15 protein-coding genes are annotated in these 17,060 nt (G+C 67.6%); 9 read left to right on the forward strand and 6 right to left on the reverse strand.

All coding sequences use genetic code 11. The features are described from left to right. Positions 1–5 precede the first annotated feature (5 nt). The 5 genes from DOE79_RS07945 to DOE79_RS07965 all read right to left on the reverse strand — a co-directional run bounded on the left by DOE79_RS07945 (position 6) and on the right by DOE79_RS07965 (position 6,659). The gene (locus DOE79_RS07945) at positions 6–1,304 is read right to left on the reverse strand and encodes an ABC transporter permease (protein WP_120338028.1); all 1,299 of its coding nucleotides are present in this window, start codon (positions 1,302–1,304) and stop codon (positions 6–8) included. Beyond that, entirely contained in the window at positions 1,301–2,560 is a 1,260-nt protein-coding gene (locus DOE79_RS07950) for an ABC transporter permease (protein ID WP_120338029.1), read from the reverse strand. Before DOE79_RS07950 ends, DOE79_RS07945 begins: the two co-directional genes overlap by 4 nt. Beyond that, a complete protein-coding gene (locus DOE79_RS07955; protein ID WP_120338030.1) occupies positions 2,557–4,074 on the reverse strand; it encodes an ABC transporter ATP-binding protein in 1,518 nt (505 codons plus the stop codon). The genes DOE79_RS07950 and DOE79_RS07955 overlap by 4 nt, the downstream gene beginning before the upstream one ends. Before the next feature lie 157 nt (positions 4,075–4,231). Further along, complete coding sequence (locus tag DOE79_RS07960; RefSeq protein ID WP_120338031.1) at positions 4,232–5,332, reverse strand: BMP family lipoprotein; 1,101 nt, start codon at positions 5,330–5,332, stop codon at positions 4,232–4,234. Positions 5,333–5,537: 205 nt separating this feature from the next. Next, complete coding sequence (locus tag DOE79_RS07965; RefSeq protein WP_120338032.1) at positions 5,538–6,659, reverse strand: mannose-1-phosphate guanylyltransferase; 1,122 nt, start codon at positions 6,657–6,659, stop codon at positions 5,538–5,540. A 78-nt stretch (positions 6,660–6,737) separates the two neighbouring features. Between DOE79_RS07965 and DOE79_RS07970 the strand changes: the two genes are divergently transcribed. Further along, positions 6,738–7,892, forward strand: a complete 1,155-nt coding sequence (locus DOE79_RS07970) for a glycosyltransferase family 4 protein (RefSeq protein ID WP_120338033.1) — start codon at positions 6,738–6,740, stop codon at positions 7,890–7,892. A gap of 75 nt (positions 7,893–7,967) precedes the next feature. Here the strand turns inward: DOE79_RS07970 and DOE79_RS21025 are convergent, their stop codons facing one another. Beyond that, positions 7,968–9,299, reverse strand: coding sequence for a M23 family metallopeptidase (locus DOE79_RS21025; RefSeq protein WP_120338034.1), 1,332 nt, complete (start codon positions 9,297–9,299; stop codon positions 7,968–7,970). Between the two features lie 322 nt (positions 9,300–9,621). Between DOE79_RS21025 and sdhC the strand changes: the two genes are divergently transcribed. The 8 genes from sdhC (at position 9,622) to DOE79_RS08015 (ending at position 17,039) form a co-directional block, all read left to right on the forward strand. After that, complete coding sequence (gene sdhC, locus DOE79_RS07980) at positions 9,622–10,038, forward strand: succinate dehydrogenase, cytochrome b556 subunit (protein WP_084020612.1); 417 nt, start codon at positions 9,622–9,624, stop codon at positions 10,036–10,038. A gap of 12 nt (positions 10,039–10,050) precedes the next feature. Next, positions 10,051–10,503, forward strand: coding sequence for a succinate dehydrogenase hydrophobic membrane anchor subunit (locus tag DOE79_RS07985; protein WP_120338035.1), 453 nt, complete (start codon positions 10,051–10,053; stop codon positions 10,501–10,503). Positions 10,504–10,544: 41 nt separating this feature from the next. Beyond that, positions 10,545–12,341 (forward strand): succinate dehydrogenase flavoprotein subunit, encoded by a 1,797-nt coding sequence (gene sdhA, locus DOE79_RS07990; RefSeq protein WP_245977202.1) that lies wholly within the window; start codon positions 10,545–10,547, stop codon positions 12,339–12,341. Next, positions 12,341–13,102 carry a succinate dehydrogenase iron-sulfur subunit gene (locus tag DOE79_RS07995; protein WP_066592982.1) on the forward strand — a complete coding sequence of 254 codons (762 nt, stop codon included), beginning with the start codon at positions 12,341–12,343 and terminating at the stop codon, positions 13,100–13,102. The genes sdhA and DOE79_RS07995 overlap by 1 nt, the downstream gene beginning before the upstream one ends. Positions 13,103–13,193: 91 nt before the next feature. Then, complete coding sequence (locus DOE79_RS08000; protein ID WP_120338037.1) at positions 13,194–14,267, forward strand: YihY/virulence factor BrkB family protein; 1,074 nt, start codon at positions 13,194–13,196, stop codon at positions 14,265–14,267. A 77-nt stretch (positions 14,268–14,344) separates the two neighbouring features. Next, on the forward strand, positions 14,345–15,202 hold the full coding sequence (locus DOE79_RS08005; protein WP_120338038.1) for an exodeoxyribonuclease III: 858 nt from the start codon (positions 14,345–14,347) through the stop codon (positions 15,200–15,202). A 51-nt stretch (positions 15,203–15,253) separates the two neighbouring features. Continuing rightward, positions 15,254–16,258, forward strand: a complete 1,005-nt coding sequence (gene trpS, locus DOE79_RS08010) for a tryptophan--tRNA ligase (protein WP_120338039.1) — start codon at positions 15,254–15,256, stop codon at positions 16,256–16,258. 16 nt (positions 16,259–16,274) lie between these two features. Then, complete coding sequence (locus DOE79_RS08015; RefSeq protein ID WP_120338040.1) at positions 16,275–17,039, forward strand: GNAT family N-acetyltransferase; 765 nt, start codon at positions 16,275–16,277, stop codon at positions 17,037–17,039. The last annotated feature ends 21 nt before the right edge of the window (positions 17,040–17,060 follow it).

Here is a 17,060-nt window from a genome sequence, read left to right on the forward strand (position 1 = left end):
CTCCGTCACGATTTGATGTACGGTTTTCCGGATGCCGCCGGCCCGCGGGACTTCCCCACCAGTCCGGCCACGGCGAAGATGGTGACCAGGTAGGGCAGCATCAGCATGAACTCGCTGGGCACCGGCGAACCGATGATGCTCAGCACGTTCTGCAGGTTGCTGGCGAAGCCGAACAACAGCGCGGCCAGGGTGGCGCGGATCGGGTCCCAGCGGCCGAAGATCACCGCGGCGAGGGCGATGAAGCCGGCGCCGGCGGTCATCTCCTTGCCGAAGGCGCCCACCGACCCGAGCGTGAAGTACGCCCCGCCGAGGCCGGCGACGGCTCCAGCGAGCGACACGTTCCAGAACCGGGTGCCCGTGACGTTGATGCCCACGGTGTCGGCCGCCTGCGGGTGCTCGCCCACCGAGCGGAGGCGGAGGCCCCACCGGGTGTGGAAGATGCCGTAGTAGACCAGGGCGACGGCGATGTACATGATGTACACGATCAGGGTCTGCCGGAAGAGGACCGGCCCGATGATCGGGATCTCGCTCAGCAGCGGGATGTTGATGCGCTCGAACTTGGGCGGCTGGTTCAAAAGCGACGCGTTCGGCGCCAGCACCTGGGAGAACAGGAACCCGGTCAGGCCCGTGACGAGCACGTTGAGCACCACACCCACGATGACCTGGTCGACGAAGTACTTGATCGAGAACGCGGCGAGCACGAATGAGACGAGCACTCCGGCCACCATTGCGGCGAGGAGCCCGAGCAGCGGCTGCTGAGTGACCGACGCGACGACGGCCGAGGTGAACGCACCGGCGAGCAGCTGCCCCTCGATGGCCACGTTGACCACGCCGACCCGCTCGGAGATCACGCCGCCGAGAGCGCCGAAGATCAGCGGAACGGCCAGGCTCAGCGAACCGAAGAGCAGGCCGGGCACGGGGATGCGCGCGTCGGCGGATGCCCAGGCCAGGAAGCCGAGCAGGAGCAGGAACGCGAACACCGAGATGAGCCAGAGCGGAACCTTGCGGTGCGTCTGCACCATCCAGGCGCTGAGCCCGGTGATGAGCGCCAGCAGCACGGTCACGACGATGCCGGTGGCCCGAGTGGGCAGGAGCACGTCTGGAAGCTGGATCAGGTCGCTGGAGGTGGAGAGCACCATGGTGCTGGTGCCGGAGCGGCCGAAGACCACCAGCAGGAGGAATCCGAGCACGGTGAAGACGCCGAGGACGATCGGCACCTTCCAGCTCTTGATGACGGCGGTCGCTGGTCCCTCATGCGGCTCTGACGGCTGGGTGGGCTGGTTCACGGGAGCGATCGTGCTCATTTCGCCACCACCTCCTGGGTCACGTTGGGAACCGGTTTACGGCGCGGCGCCCCGGGCGCCGGCAGCCGGAAGATCGCGCGCACGAGCGGCGGCGCGGCGATGAAGAGCACGATGAGCGACTGCACGACAAGCACGATGTCGATGGGCACGCCCTCGGCGGCCTGCATCGAGAAGCTGCCGGCCTTGAAGGCGCCGAACAGGATGCCCGCGGCGAACACGCCCCACGGCTTGGAGCGACCGAGCAGAGCCACGGTGATGGCGTCGAAGCCGATCCCCGAGTCGATGCCGGAGCCGAAGCCGCTGGTGGTGGTGCCGAGCACCTGGTTGATGCCGGCCAGGCCGACGAGCCCGCCGGAGAACAGCATCGCGTAGACGTACATGCGCTGCACGCTGATGCCCGCCACCCGTGCGGCGTTGGGGTTCTCACCGACGGCCCGGAACTTGAAGCCCAGGCTTGAGCGGCCCAGCAGCCACCACACGAAGACCGTGGCCGCGATCACCAGGATGAACCCGAAGTGCAGGTTGTAGTTGGGGCCGAGGATGTCGAAGAAGACCGCGGTCTCCTTGGTGGCGGGGCTCTTCGGGTTGTTCGAGCCGGGCGTCTTGAGGAACCCGTCACGCAGCAGGAAGCTGACCAGGTAGAAGGCCACGTAGTTGAGCATGATCGTGGTGATCACCTCGTGCGCGCCGGTGCGGGCCTTGAGCAGGCCGACCAGGCCGCCCCAGAGGGCACCGCCGAGAACGCCGGCCACGAGCGCCGCGATCATGTGGATGCCGGCCGGCAGCTCGAGGGCGAACGCCACCCATCCGCCGAGGGTCGCGGCGATGAGCATCTGGCCGCGGCCGCCGATGTTGAACAGGCCCACCCGGAAACCGAGCGCGACACCGAGGCCGGCGGCGATCAGCGGGGTGGCGTAGGTGAAGGTCTCGGTGAGCGGCTTGATGCCGTCGGCGAAGCTCGGGCGGCGGAAGTTGTACACCGAACCCTGGAACAGGGCCGAGTACGCGCCGGAGACCGAGTTCCAGACGGCGCCGATGAGGTCGCCGGGCCGGGAGAAGAAGTACCCGGCGCTCTCCTGCACGTCATCGTTGGTGAAGGCGATCATCACGGCGCCGACAAGGAGCGCGAGGACCACGGCGAGCACCGAGATGATCGCGTTGCCCGTGGTGATCTCACGGAAGATGTTGTGCCAGCGCGACGGTTCGGCGGGCTCGGTCGGCGCCGGGGTCGTGGTGGGCTGCTGCGCGGCGCTCATGCTGCGGCTCCTTCTGCGGGCGTTTCGCCCGCCATCATCAGACCCAGAACGGATCGGGGGGTGTCGCCGGGAACGATGCCGACAATGCGGCCGCTGTACATGACCATGATGCGGTCGGCGAGGGCGGCGACCTCGTCGAGTTCGGTGGAGATCACGATGACCGGGGTGCCGGCATCCCGGGTGGCGACGATACGCTCGTGCACGAATTCAATCGAGCCCACGTCGAGACCGCGGGTTGGCTGCGCCGCCACGAACAGACGCAGGTCGCGGCTGAGTTCGCGGGCGAGCACGACCTTCTGCTGGTTGCCGCCGGAGAGGCGGCCGACGGGCGTCTCGATGCCCTGGGAGCGCACGTCGAATTCCTTCACCTTGGCGCGGGCGAAGTCGGCCAGGTAGCTCAACTGCACGTTGAACCGTTTGACGAACGGGAGTTTGTTGGAGCGGTCGAGCATGAGGTTCTCGGCGATGGTGAACGCGCCGACCAGGCCGTCCCTGGTACGGTCCTCCGGCACGAAGCCGACACCGGCGTCGAGCACCTGGCGCACCGAGTGGCCGCGGAGCGACGTGCCGTCGAGGGTGATCTCCCCCACGACGCGGGGCTGCAGGCCCATCAGCGCCTCGGTCAGTTCGGTCTGGCCGTTGCCCTGCACGCCGGCGATGGCGAGGATCTCGCCGGCCTTGACGTCGAAGCTGACATCGTTGACCAGGATCTGGCCGAGCGGGTCGATCACGGTGAGGTTGGTCACCACGAGTGCCGGCGCGCCCGGCGTGGCGGGCGCCTTGTCGACGGTGAGGTCGACGGCGCGGCCCACCATCAGCGTGGCGAGCTCTTCGTTGCTCGCGGTCGGTGAGGCGGTGCCGACGACCTTGCCCAGACGGATGACCGTGATCCGGTCCGCGACTTCGCGCACCTCGCGCAGTTTGTGGGTGATGAAGACGATGGAGGTCCCAGCGGCCTTGAGCTGACGCATGATGTTCATCAGCTCGTCGGTCTCCTGTGGGGTGAGCACCGCGGTGGGCTCATCGAAGACCAGCACCTTCGCGTCGCGGGAGAGCGCCTTGATGATCTCCACCCGCTGCTGGACTCCCACGGGGAGGTTCTCGACGAGGGCATCGGGGTCGACGTTGAACCCGAAGCGGTCGGAGATCTCACGGACCCGCTTGCGTGCGGCGGGCAGGTCGAGGCGACCGCCGACCTTGGTCTGCTCGTGGCCGAGCATGACGTTCTCGGCGACGGTGAACACCGGGATGAGCATGAAGTGCTGGTGCACCATGCCGATGCCCGCGGCCATGGCGTCGCCGGGTCCGGTGAAGTGCTGGGGTACGTCATCGAGAAGGATCTGCCCCTCTTCGGCGCGGTACAGGCCGTAGAGCACGTTCATCAGCGTTGACTTACCGGCTCCGTTCTCGCCGAGCAGGGCGTGGATTTCGCCCTCCTCGATGGTGAGGTTGATGTCGTCATTGGCAACCAGGGCACCGAATCTCTTCGTAATGCCGCGAAGTTCGAGCTTCATAGTCTTCGATTCTATTGAGGTGCTGCCCGGCCGGGGTCCAGGCGGGGCGGTAGCCGGAACAGACCACGCAACGAAACGGGGAGGCCAGCGTGACGCTGGCCTCCCCGGTGCCCTGACGGGCGGTCGTGCTAAACGGTAATGCCGGTGGAACTGGGTGTTACTTGGGCGTGGCGTCGCTGGTCACGACGATGTCGCCGCTGATGATCTTCGCCTTGAGGTCGTCGACCTCGGTGACCAGGGTCGGGTCGACCTTGGACTCCCAGTCGTGCAGCGGGGCCAGGCCGACACCCTCGTTCTCGAGCGTTCCGATGTACGGGTCAGCGGAGAAGTCTCCGTTTGCCGCGTCGGTGACGATCGTGTCGGTGGCATCCGTCATCGACTTCATGATCGAGGTGAGGTACATCGATGCGAACTCGGGCGTGGTCTCGAACAGGTCGCTGTCGACACCGATGATGGCGACGTCCTTGCCGGAATCGGCAATGGCCTGTGCGGTGCCCTGGAAGAGCGGGCCGGCGACCGGGAGGATGATGTCCGCACCGGCGTCGATCAGACCGGCGCTGATGGTCTTGCCCTGGCTGATGTCGTCGAATCCGCCAGCGATCGAGCCGGACTGGGCTTCTTTGTTCCAGCCGACAAGCTTGACGTCGGTCTTCTTCTCGGTGTTGTAGTACGCGATGCCGTCGGCAAAGCCGTCCATGAAGATGGTGACGGACGGGTATGCCATGCCACCGAAGGTGCCGACGGTGCCGGTCTTGGTGGTGCCTGCGGCGAGGTAGCCGGCCAGGAACGCGGCCTGCGCGGTGTCGTAGAGAACCGGCTTGACGTTGTCGAGGCTCAGGGGGCTGAAGTCGTCGTTGGAGAGCGGCGAGTCGATGATCGCGAATTCGACGTCGGTGTTCGCCTGGGCGGCGTCGCGCGTGGCGTTGGCGAGGGCGAAGCCGACGGTCAGGATGAAGTTGCAGCCCTGGTCGACCATGCTGGTCACGTTGCCGGCGTACTGGTCCTCAGAGGTGGACTCGGCCTGCTTGAATTCGACACCGAGTTCCTCGGAGGCCTTCTTCATGCCGTCGAAGCTGGACTGGTTGAACGACTTGTCGTCGAAGCCGCCGAAGTCGGAGACGATGCAGGGCAGGAAGTCCGCGGCCGCGCTGTCGGACGAGCCGGACGTCGTGGGGGCCGGCGCACACGCCGCGAGCAGAGCGAGAACGCCGAGTGAGGCAAGGCCGCCGAGCGTTGCCTTGCGGGTCGTGATTGTCAAGATTGACCTCCAGATGAGGCCCGGCGTGGGATCGCACGGGCTGGTATATGGAGTACACGTTACCCAGAACACCCCTGCTCAGATGAGCAAAGCGGCACTGTAGCCAAAAGGTTATCAACCCGCGACATTCTGGAAATCCGGCGGACACAAATCGTCATCTACCGGGGCTAATGCTGAGCGGCCCTCTCGGGCGCACTCTGGCCCGTCAGAGCACGTCCGAGCTGCCGGAGAGCCGGAGGGCGTCGACGACGGCCTTGACCTTCTGGGCGTTCGCGCTGGTGGTGACCAGGAGCGCGTCCGGGGTGTCGACCACGACGATGTCCTCCACCCCGATGAGCGCGATCATGCGCTTGGTGTGGCTGACCACGATGCCGCTGGAGGAGTCGGCGAGCACGCGGGCACCCTCACCGAGGATCGCCAGGTCGCGCTTGCGGCCGTTGGAGTGGATCTTGGCGATCGACGCGAAGTCCCCCACGTCATCCCAGTCGAACTGGCCGGGGATCACGGCGAGCTTGCCCTTGACGGCGGCCGGCTCGGCGACCGAGTAGTCGATGGCGATCTTCTTGAGCTTGGGCCAGACCCGGTCGACCACGGCGCCGCGGCGGGGGGTGTCCCAGGCCTCGGCCAGTTCGAGGAGGCCTGCGAGCAGCTCAGGCTCCGTGGCACCGATCTCCTCGAGCAGACGGTCGGCGCGGGCGATGAACATGCCCGCGTTCCAGAGGTACTGGCCGCTGGACAGGTAGCGCTTGGCGGTGGCCGGGCTCGGCTTCTCCACGAACGAGTTGACCGACTGGGCGCTCGGGGCGCCCTCGATGTCGAGGGGACCGCCGGTCTTGATGTACCCGAAACCGATCGCCGGCTCGGTCGGCTGGATGCCGATGGTGACGATGAGGCCGGTGTCGGCCGCGGCGATGGCCTCGACCACGGCCTGGCGGAAAGCAGCCGGGCCCTTGATGACGTGGTCGGCGGCGAACGAGCCGATGATCACGCCGGGTTCGCGGCGCTCCAGGATGGCGGCGGCGAGGCCGATCGCGGCCGAGGAGTCCCGCGGCTCGCTCTCGAGCACCACATTGATGTCGGCCAGCTCAGGCAGCTGCTCTTCCACGGCGGCGCGGTGGGCGCGGCCCGTGACAACCATGATGCGCTGGTCGCCGGAGAGCGGGGCCAGCCGGTCCCAGGTGGCGCGGAGCAGCGTCTGGCCGCTTCCGGTGAGGTCGTGCAGGAACTTGGGAGCATCGGCGCGCGACAGCGGCCACAGTCTCGAGCCGATCCCGCCGGCGGGGATCACACTGTAGAAACGGTCGAGGGAATCTGCTGAGTGGGACATTGCGCCAGACTACCGGTTCGTTGGCCCCGTTCATCCAAGGTTCACCCCACGGACGCGCGCGCTGCCTACTGTGGCGGCATGAGGGTTGCCGTCGTCAGCGAAAGCTTCCTCCCCACGGTCAGCGGGGTCACCACGAGCGTCTGCAAGGTGCTGGCCGAATTGCGCCGCACCGGCCACGAGGCGATGGTCGTCGCACCGTTCGGGGCCCCGGAGTCATTCGCCGGGTTCCCCGTACACACGGTGCCCGCGCTCTCCTACCGGCAGTTCCCGGTGGGGTTGCCCAACCCGCGGGTGCTGGGGCTGCTGGCCGACTTCCAACCGGATGTGCTGCACGCCGCGTCGCCGTTCCTCCTCGGCGCCCAGGGCATCGCCGCGGCCCGGCGCCTGGGGGTGCCCAGCGTGGCGGTCTTCCAGACGGATGTGGCCGGCTACGCCCACCGCAACCATCTCGGCCAGGCCACCCGGCTGGCCTGGCGGTTCGTGAAGTGGGTGCACGACGGCGCCGACCTGACCCTGGTGCCCTCCGAGGCCTCGATGCAGGACCTCCGCCGCATCGGCGTGGCCAACCTGGATCGCTGGACCCGCGGGGTGGACCTGGACGGCTATCACCCCAACAACCGGCGCGACCCGAGCGTGGCGGCGCTACGCCGCACCCTGGCGCCGGCCGGCGAGGTCGTGATCGGCTACGTGGGTCGCATCGCCCCCGAGAAGCAGGTCGAACGGTTCCGCGCCCTGCGCGGGTTGCCCGGCATCAGCATCGCCCTGGTCGGCGACGGGCCGTCCACTCCCCTGGTGGCCAGGGCGCTGGCCGGCATGCCGGTCACCTGGCTCGGCCGGCTCGCCGGGCCCGAGCTCGCCGCCGCCTACGCCGCCTTCGACGTGTTCCTGCACGCGGGCACGGAGGAGACCTTCGGCCAGACCCTGCAGGAGGCGCACGCGGCCGGACTGCCCGTCGTGGCGCCCCGGGCCGGCGGCCCGATCGACCTCGTCGACCACGGCACCGACGGTTTCCTGTTCCACCCCGACGACGACGCCGACCTGCGCCGCCACGTGGCCGCGCTCGTCTCCGACAGGTCGCTGCGGCACCGGATGGGCGAGGCGGGCCGCCGGGCGGTGCTGGGCCGCAGCTGGGAGAACGTGTGCGCCACCCTGTTCGATCACTACCAGCGGGTCATCGACGAGGGCCTCGCCCGCCGCGCCGAGACGCTGGTGCCCCTGGCTCAACGCCGCTGAGCCCACCAGTTCGGGCGAGCACCGCCCCGCGAGGCGCCGGGCCCGCCCGACATGCACGGCGGGCCCGGTCCTCATTCAGTTGGCTACGACGACCTGCTTGCTGTTCGGCATGATCTGCTGCCATCCGGCGTACAGATCGCCCTTCTTGGCAAACGCTTTCGAGTCGGCGATCAAGCCCATCTTGTCCCCACCGAGCGAGAACTGTGTGACTCCACCGAGTTGGGTGGTCCATCCCGCGGATAGCCCACCATCCTTCACGATGAGCGTCCCAGCACCGAGGACGCCCACTCGCGAACCATCCAGCTCCACGTCACTCCCGCTGACCACGGCCACCCAGGGCGCGTAGAGGTCGCCCTCCTTGACGCGCACCACTCCGTCAGGCCACACCACTCCGATTCGGCTCCCTGAAAGCGACACGTCCGTGCCGCTTCCTTGAGCAACCCATGGAGCGCCGAGGCCACCATCCTTCACCGAGATACCCCCGCCGGTGAAGCGCACGCCGATGCGACTTCCGGACATCGACACCTGGGCGGTATCCGTGGCAACAGTGGTCCAACCCGCGTTCAATCCGCCTTCCTTGACGTAGAGGATATTGTCGGCGCCGACCACCGCGACCCGGTTGCCGTCAAGGTCGATGTCCCGGATCCCGGACGACATGACGTCTACCCAACCGGCATAGAGGTCCCCTTCCTTCACGAAGGCATGCCCATCGGTGGTGACGACCCCGATACGGTTTCCCGCCAGAGCAACCTTCGCCACGCCACCCAGTTGGAAAACCCAGGAGCTGGACATCTGGCCTTCCTTGACATACAGGTTTCCATCGGTCCCGATCACCGCATAGCGCTCGCCGTAAGAACTGGCGGGGTTCAGGCCGGGGAACGACCAGTTGATTGGCGTTCCCTTGCTCTGCGCACTGCCGCAGGGAAACGCGGAATTGAGATCCTGCGCGGCGTTGTTGATCAGTACCTCGAAATGCAGATGCGTTCCCGTCGACAAGCCGGTTGAACCCATGACCCCGATCTGTTGGCCTTGGGTGACCTGCGCACCGACGCCGACGCTGTACGCGCTGAGGTGCGCATAGCGGGTCGAGTATCCGTCGGAGTGCTGGATGACGATCGCCTTGCCATAGGTTCCGTCCACGGCAGCAGAGATGACCTTCCCCGGCGCAGCAGCGGCCACCGTCGGACCCGATGAGTTGGCGATGTCTATCCCCGCATGGTGGGATGCGTCCGTTCCGTCGCAGTACACCCGGTACCCTCCGGTGACGGTGCCACTTGCGGGAACAATCATCGCTCCCGTTCGGGCCTGTGCGGGCTGCGCCACCACGGCCGATCCCAGTGCCGCCAGCACCGAGACGACCACGACAAGCCCAACTCGCCTTAAACGCTTTTTGCCTTCAGCCAGCATCTTGTATCCCCCCAAAACAAGCTGGAGCGCACCGCACCCCCGCGACTAGATCGGCGCACTCGCCGATTCAGGGCCAGTATCCTCCGCCGCTGGACGCGGAAACCACCCCCCGAAAGAGGTGCAAGGTCGCGCCGCACCCACGGGCTGGCGGACATCGGCGGCCACGGGCGGCATAGGGCACAAAGCCTCTGGCATCCAGGTTCGGCCTTAGGCAGCCCTAACCGACTTATCTCGTTGTCGAGACATAGACTGTAGGCACGTGTTTGTTCAACGATGACACCTCGTTCAGCAGGGGTCACGACTCAGCCAGGGAGGGTTGGTCATGCCACAGAATTCGGCAGGGGCCCTGACAGCTCAGCGGAAGACGACCTCGCGTCGCCCGGCCGGAACGCTCTACCGCGGCCGTGAGGGCATGTGGTCCTGGGTGTTGCACCGGATCACCGGGGTGGCGATCTTCTTCTTCCTCCTCGTGCACATCCTCGACACCGCCCTCGTGCGGGTCAGCCCCGAGGCGTACAACGCCGTGATCAGCCAGTACCAGACGCCCATCATGGGCCTGGGCGAGACGGCCCTCGTCGCCGCGATCGTGTTCCACGCCTTCAACGGCCTGCGGATCATCGCCATCGACTTCTGGAACGCGAAGTACCAGCGGGTGCTCTTCTACGTGGTCATCGGCCTGTGGCTGGTCACCATGATCGCCTTCGTGCCCCGCCACCTGATCAACGTGTTCAGCCACTAGGAGGACCGGATCATGACTTCGACTCTCGCCGCCCCCCGCAGCCCGTACGCCCGCACCCCGCACAAGCGCGGCGTGAACTGGGAGAAGTGGGGCTGGATCTACATGCGCGTCTCCGGCATCGTGCTGGTCGTGCTGATCTTCGGCCACCTCTTCGTCAACCTCATGGTGGGAGAGGGCGTCAGCGCCCTCAACTTCGCCTTCGTCGCCGGCAAGCTGTCCAGCCCGTTCTGGCAGTGGTGGGATGTGGCCATGCTCTGGCTCGCCCTCATCCACGGCGGCAACGGCATGCGCACCCTCGTGAACGACTACGCCACCACCCGCATCGGCCGCGGCATCCTCAAGTCCGCGATCCTCGCCGCCGTGGTCATCCTGATCGTGCTCGGCACCCTCGTCGTCTTCACCTTCGACCCGTGCCCGGCCGGAGCGCCCACCGACCTTCTCCCCACTTTCTGCCAGGCCCTCTAGGCCCCCAAGGAGCTGCAAAAACTTCCATGACGGATGCACCTGTGACCAATCCCGAATCCACCATCGTCGACGGTGTGCACTACCACCAGTTCGACATCGTCATCATCGGGGCGGGAGGAGCGGGCATGCGGGCCGCCATCGAGGCCGGCCCCAACGCATCCACCGCGGTGATCTCGAAGCTCTACCCCACCCGCTCGCACACTGGCGCGGCGCAGGGCGGCATGGCCGCGGCCCTGGCGAACGTGGAGGAAGACAACTGGGAGTGGCACACCTTCGACACCGTCAAGGGCGGTGACTACCTCGTCGACCAGGACGCCGCGGAGATCCTCGCGAAGGAAGCCATCGACGCGGTCATCGACCTCGAGAACATGGGCCTGCCCTTCAACCGCACCCCAGAGGGCAAGATCGACCAGCGCCGATTCGGCGGCCACACCCGCGACCACGGCAAGAGCCCGGTGCGCCGCGCCTGCTACGCCGCCGACCGTACCGGCCACATGATCCTGCAGACGCTGTACCAGAACTGCGTCAAGCGCGGCATCAACTTCTTCAACGAGTTCTACGTGCTCGACCTGATCATGACCAACGTCGACGGCGTCGACCAGCCCTCCGGCGTGGTCGCCTACGACCTCGCCAGCGGTGAGCTGCACGTCTTCTCCGGCAAGGCGTTCATCTTCGCCACCGGCGGTTTCGGCAAGATCTACAAGACCACCTCCAACGCGCACACCCTCACCGGCGACGGCGTGGGCATCATCTGGCGCAAGGGCCTGCCGCTGGAGGACATGGAGTTCTTCCAGTTCCACCCGACCGGCCTGGCGGGCCTGGGCATCCTGCTCACCGAGGGCGCCCGCGGTGAGGGAGCGATCCTCCGCAACGCCTCCGGCGAGCGGTTCATGGAGCGCTACGCGCCCACCATCAAAGACCTCGCCCCGCGTGACATCGTCGCCCGCTGCATGGTCAAGGAGGTCGCGGAAGGCCGCGGCGCCGGCCCGAACAAGGACTACGTCTACCTGGACTGCACCCACCTGGGTGCAGAAGTGCTCGAGACCAAGCTGCCCGACATCACCGAGTTCGCCCGCACCTACCTCGGCGTCGACCCGGTCACCGAGCCGGTGCCCGTGATGCCCACCGCGCACTACGCGATGGGCGGCATCCCCACCAACGTCAAGGCCGAGGTGCTGCGCGACAACACCACCGTCGTGCCCGGCCTCTACGCCGCCGGTGAATGCGCCTGCGTCTCGGTGCACGGCTCCAACCGTCTCGGCACCAACTCGCTGCTGGACATCAACGTGTTCGGCAAGCGCGCCGGCAACAACGCCGTCGAGTACGTCAAGACCGCCGAGTTCGTGCCGCTGCCCGAAGACCCGGCCAAGTTCGTGCGCGAGCTGCTCGCCACCATCCGCACCTCCACCGGCACCGAGCGCATCGCCGTGCTCCGCCGCGAGCTGCAGGAGGTCATGGATGCCAAGGCCCAGGTGTTCCGCACCGACGAGTCGCTCTCCGAAGTGACCGAGACCATCCACCTGCTCCGCGAGCGGTACAAGAACATCGGCGTGCAGGACAAGGGCCGCCGGTTCAACACCGACCTGCTCGAGGCCGTCGAACTGGGCTTCCTGCTCGACCTCGCCGAGGTCGTCGTCTTCTCCGCACGCAACCGCAAGGAAAGCCGCGGCGGCCACATGCGCGACGACTATCCCCTGCGCGACGACGTCAACTACCTGCAGCACACCATGGCCTACCTGTCCGGCGACGCGCTGTCGGCGGATGCTGCCGACCACATTTCGCTCGACTGGAAGCCCGTGACCATTACGCGCTACCAGCCGATGGAGAGGAAGTACTAGTGAGCACCCCCACCCTCGAGAAGCCCCCAGCGGTTCCCGAAGAGATCCAGTCGTTCACGGTCACCCTGTCGGTGCGCCGGTTCAACCCGGAGACCGACGAAGACCCGCACTGGGAGAACTACGACGTCGAAATGTACGCGACGGACCGCATCCTGGACGCGCTGCACAAGATCAAGTGGGAACAGGACGGCTCCCTGAGCTTCCGCCGCTCCTGCGCGCACGGCATCTGCGGCTCCGACGCGATGCGCATCAACGGCCGCAACCGCCTGGCCTGCAAGACCCTGATCAAGGACCTCGACATCACCAAGCCCGTCACCGTGGAGGCCATCAAGGGCCTGCCGCTGGAGAAGGACCTGATCGTGGACATGGAGCCGTTCTTCGCCTCCTTCCGCGAGGTGCAGCCGTTCCTGATGGCCCAGAACACGCCCAAGGACGGCAAGGAGCGCATCCAGACCGTCGCCCAGCGCGAGCGTTTCGACGACACCACCAAGTGCATCCTCTGTGCCGCGTGCACGTCGAGCTGCCCGGTGTTCTGGACCGACGGCCAGTACTTCGGCCCGGCCGCGATCGTGAACGCACACCGGTTCATCTTCGACTCCCGCGACGACAGCGCCGCCGTGCGCCTGGACATCCTCAACGACAAGGAAGGCGTCTGGCGCTGCCGCACGACCTTCAACTGCACCGAAGCCTGCCCGCGCGGCATCCAGGTGACGCAGGCCATCGCCGAGGTCAAGCAGGCCATCATGCGCGGCAAGCCGTAACCCCTTACGGGTTCCTAACGAACGGCGGCCTTCGGGCCGCCGTTCGTCGTTTCGCACCGGGTGAGCCGCAGCCGCTGGCTAGGCTGGGTCGATGAAGATCGGCGACCTCATCAAGCGTGTCATGGCCTCCCGACCCGTGCGGGTGTTCACCCATTTCGGCCAGAGCCGCGGGCCGATTCTCGCCGCCGGCATGGCGTACCAGGCCATCTTCGCCATCTTCGCCGCCCTCTGGCTCGTATTCTCCGTGGCGGGCCTGTGGCTCACCGCGAACCCCGACCTGATGGACCGCCTGTTCGCACTCATCAACCAGTCCGTGCCCGGTCTGATCGGCGAGAAGGGCGTGGTCAATCCGGACACCCTGAGTAACACCGGCGCGCTCACCTGGAGCAGTGCCATCGCCCTCGTAGGGTTGCTCGCCACCACCCTCGGCTGGCTCAACACCACCTCACAGGCCGTGCGCGGCATCTTCGGAATGGGCCAGGAGACCACGTTCTTCGTGCTGGTGAAACTGCGCGAACTCGGCCTCGGCCTCCTGTTCGGCCTGGCCCTGGTGGTGTCCGCCGTCATCTCGATCGTGAGCACGGAACTCCTGCGCTCTGTCCTGGGCCTGTTCGGCCAGGGCGCCGACTCGTTCTGGTTCATCGCGTCGAGCCAGGCGATCGGCCTCTTGATCGTGCTGATCATCGACACACTCACCCTCGCCGCCCTGTTCCGGGTGCTCTCGCACGTGCGCATCCCCTGGCGCAACCTGCTCGTCGGGTCGCTGCTCGGCGCGATCGCGCTCGGCGTGCTCAAGGTGCTCGGCGCCGCCCTGCTCGGCGGAGCGGCCAAGAACCCCCTGCTGGCCGGCTTCGCGGTGATCATCGGTCTGCTGATCTGGTTCAACCTCACCTCCACGGTCACGCTCATCTCGGCGTCCTGGATCGCGGTGGGCATGCAGGATGCCGGCATCCCCCCGTCCAGCCTGAGCGCCGACGAGGCCAAGAAGCTCGCCGAGGAGGAAGAGGCCGCGGCCCGGCGCCTGGTCGTGGAGGCGGAGCTCCGCGACGCGCGGGCCGCCGCCGCCGACGCATCCTGGTTGCAACGCCCCGGCCGGACGCGCCGGCTGCGGAAGGCCGAGCGGCAGGCCGAGAAGTACGACGTGCAGGAGCCGGCCGAGCGCTGACCCGCAGCCGGCCGGCCGGGCGCCGTTCACGGGCCGCATCCGCGACCACCGTCAGGGGCACTCGGTAGAATCGGCGCATGCCGTCTTCTTCGCACGATTCGACCACCCAGCCCCTGCGCATCGCCAGCATCAACACCAATGGCATCCGTGCCGCGTTCCGGAAGGGCATGGGCGACTGGCTCGCCACCCGCGACGTCGACATCCTCGCCATCCAGGAGGTGCGCGCCGCGACGGAAGACATCGAGGCGCTGCTGGGCCCGGACTGGAGCATCCTGCACGACGCCGCGTCGGCGAAGGGCCGCGCGGGCGTGGCCATCGCCAGCCGCAAGAGCGCGTCGATCCACCGGGTCGAGCTGGGCCACCCCGACTTCGACAGCGCCGGCCGTTGGCTCGAGGCCGACTACGAGGTGAACGGCAAGATCGTGACCGTGGTGAGCACCTATGTGCACTCCGGCGAGGTCGACACCCCCAAGCAGGTCGAGAAGTTCACCTTCCTCGACTCGATGCTCACCCGGCTGCCCGAACTCGCCGCGCACAGCGAACGGGTCGTGGTGCTCGGCGACCTCAACGTAGGACACCGCAAGTTCGACATCAAGAACTGGAAGGGCAACGTTAAGCGGGCCGGCTTCCTGCCCGAGGAACGCGCGTACTTCGACAAGATCCTCGGCGCCGAGGACGAGGCCGACTACAACAACGGCGCGGGCCTGGGCTGGGTCGACGTGGGCCGCAAGGCCGCCGGCGAGGTGGACGGACCGTTCACCTGGTGGTCCTGGCGTGGCCAGGCGTTCGACAACGACACCGGCTGGCGCATCGACTACCAGCTCGCGACACCCGCACTGGCGGCATCCGTCGTCAACTACACGGTCGACCGGGCGGATGCCTACGACCAGCGCTGGAGCGACCACGCCCCCGTGGTCGTCGACTACGCCATCTAGCTCTTCCCCTCGCCGCACCGCGGCCCACTGTTCGACGAAAGACACCCCATCATGACCAAGACCCGCCTCTACTCCGGCATGCAGCCCTCCGCCGACTCGTTGCAGATCGGCAACTACATCGGCGCGCTGCTGAACTGGAAGAAGCTGCAGCAGACGCACGACGCGTTCTTCTCGATCGTGGACCTGCACGCCATCACCGTGGCGCAGGACCCGGCCAAGCTGCGGGAGAACACCCGTGCGACCGCCGCGCAGTACATCGCCGCGGGTATCGACCCTGCCGAGTCGACTCTGTACGTGCAGTCGCATGTGGCCGCGCACGCGCAGCTGGCCTGGGCGTTGAACACCCTCACCGGTTTCGGCGAGGCCAGCCGGATGACCCAGTTCAAGGACAAGTCGCAGAAGCAGGGCGCCGACGCCACCACCGTGGGGCTGTTCGCGTACCCGGTGCTCATGGCCGCAGACATCCTGCTCTTCCAGAGCGAGATCGTGCCGGTGGGCGAGGACCAGCGCCAGCACGTTGAGCTCACCCGCGACCTCGCGGCCCGGTTCAACTCCCGGTTCGGCGACACCTTCACCGTGCCCGAGGCCTCGATCATCCGCGACACCGCGAAGATCTACGACCTGCAGAACCCCACCGCGAAGATGTCGAAGTCGGCCGAGTCGCACGCCGGCGTGATCTGGATGCTCGACGAGCCATCCGTCACCGCGAAGAAGATCATGCGCGCCGTGACCGACGCCGAGGGCGGCGTGGTCTTCGACCGGGAGAACAAGCCCGGCGTGGCGAACCTCCTCACGATCTACTCCGTGATGGCGGAGCGATCGATCCAGTCGCTCGAGGACGAGTACGCCGGCCGCGGCTACGGCGACTTCAAGAAGGGCCTGGCCGAGGTGGTCACCGAGACCTTCGGCGCGATCCGCGGGCGCACGCTCGAGCTGCTCGACGACCCGGCCGAGCTCGACCGGATCCTGGCCGGCAACGCCGACCGGGCCGCCGCGGTGGCCGACGTCACCCTCGCGAACGCGTTCGAGCGCATGGGCTTCCTGGCGCGCCGCTGAGGCGTTCTCTCCGCTGATGCGACCGGTCGAGCTGTCCTCCCCGCTGCTCCGCTTGGATGCCCCGCGCCCGGACGACGCCGCTCGGGTGTTCGAGCACTGCCAGGACCCGGTGATGGCTCGGTACCTGGCGCGCCTGCCGTCGCCGTACCGGTTCGAGGATGCCACCGACTTCGTCACCGGTTACGTGCCTGACGCGTGGGCTGGCGACCAGGAATACACCTGGGCGGTGCGCGGTCCAGCCGGACCGGAGCTGGTCGGCGTGATCAGCCTGAGCGTGCCGTCTGCGGCGGAGCCGGGTGTGGGGTCGGGGTCGGGGTCGGGGTCCGGGTCCGGGTCCGGGTCGGAGTCCGGGTCGGGGTCGGGGTCGGAGTCCGGGTCGGAGTCCGGGTCGGGGTCGGAGTCCGGGTCGGGGTCGGAGTCCGCGTCGGGGTCGGAGTCCGGGTCGGGGTCCGGGTCCGGCTCCGCGGACCGCACGAGTTCGATCGGGTTCTGGCTCGGCACCGCCCACCGGGGCCAGGGGCTCATGGTCGAGGCGCAACGGCTGGTGCTCGACTGGGGCTTCACGACGGGGCTCTGCGACACCGTGCACTGGGAGTGCGTGGCCGGCAACCTCGCGTCGGCCCGGGCCGCTCGCAAGGCCGGGTTCCGCTTCACCGGGCAGGGACCGGCAGGGATCGCCTACCGGGACGGCACGCATCCGCTCTCGTGGAAGGGCACTCTGCACGCCACCGACGACCGCACACCGCCCGCGGGCTGGCCGGCCGAGGTCGTGGGCGCGTGAACCGCGCCGCGCGCTCCTGTG

The sequence above is a fragment of the Cryobacterium soli genome (assembly GCF_003611035.1).
GTDB lineage: Bacteria > Actinomycetota > Actinomycetes > Actinomycetales > Microbacteriaceae > Cryobacterium > Cryobacterium soli.

Excerpts from the sequence above, each read along its gene's own strand:
- DOE79_RS07945 (WP_120338028.1), bottom strand. The coding sequence starts at position 1,304 with ATGAGCACGATCGCTCCCGTGAACCAGCCCACCCAGCCGTCAGAGCCG.
- DOE79_RS07950 (WP_120338029.1), bottom strand. The coding sequence starts at position 2,560 with ATGAGCGCCGCGCAGCAGCCCACCACGACCCCGGCGCCGACCGAGCCC.
- DOE79_RS07955 (WP_120338030.1), bottom strand. The coding sequence starts at position 4,074 with ATGAAGCTCGAACTTCGCGGCATTACGAAGAGATTCGGTGCCCTGGTT.
- DOE79_RS07965 (WP_120338032.1), bottom strand. The coding sequence starts at position 6,659 with ATGTCCCACTCAGCAGATTCCCTCGACCGTTTCTACAGTGTGATCCCC.
- DOE79_RS07970 (WP_120338033.1), top strand. The coding sequence starts at position 6,738 with ATGAGGGTTGCCGTCGTCAGCGAAAGCTTCCTCCCCACGGTCAGCGGG.
- DOE79_RS21025 (WP_120338034.1), bottom strand. The coding sequence starts at position 9,299 with ATGCTGGCTGAAGGCAAAAAGCGTTTAAGGCGAGTTGGGCTTGTCGTG.
- sdhC (WP_084020612.1), top strand. The coding sequence starts at position 9,622 with ATGCCACAGAATTCGGCAGGGGCCCTGACAGCTCAGCGGAAGACGACC.
- DOE79_RS07985 (WP_120338035.1), top strand. The coding sequence starts at position 10,051 with ATGACTTCGACTCTCGCCGCCCCCCGCAGCCCGTACGCCCGCACCCCG.
- DOE79_RS08000 (WP_120338037.1), top strand. The coding sequence starts at position 13,194 with ATGAAGATCGGCGACCTCATCAAGCGTGTCATGGCCTCCCGACCCGTG.
- DOE79_RS08005 (WP_120338038.1), top strand. The coding sequence starts at position 14,345 with ATGCCGTCTTCTTCGCACGATTCGACCACCCAGCCCCTGCGCATCGCC.
- trpS (WP_120338039.1), top strand. The coding sequence starts at position 15,254 with ATGACCAAGACCCGCCTCTACTCCGGCATGCAGCCCTCCGCCGACTCG.
- DOE79_RS08015 (WP_120338040.1), top strand. The coding sequence starts at position 16,275 with ATGCGACCGGTCGAGCTGTCCTCCCCGCTGCTCCGCTTGGATGCCCCG.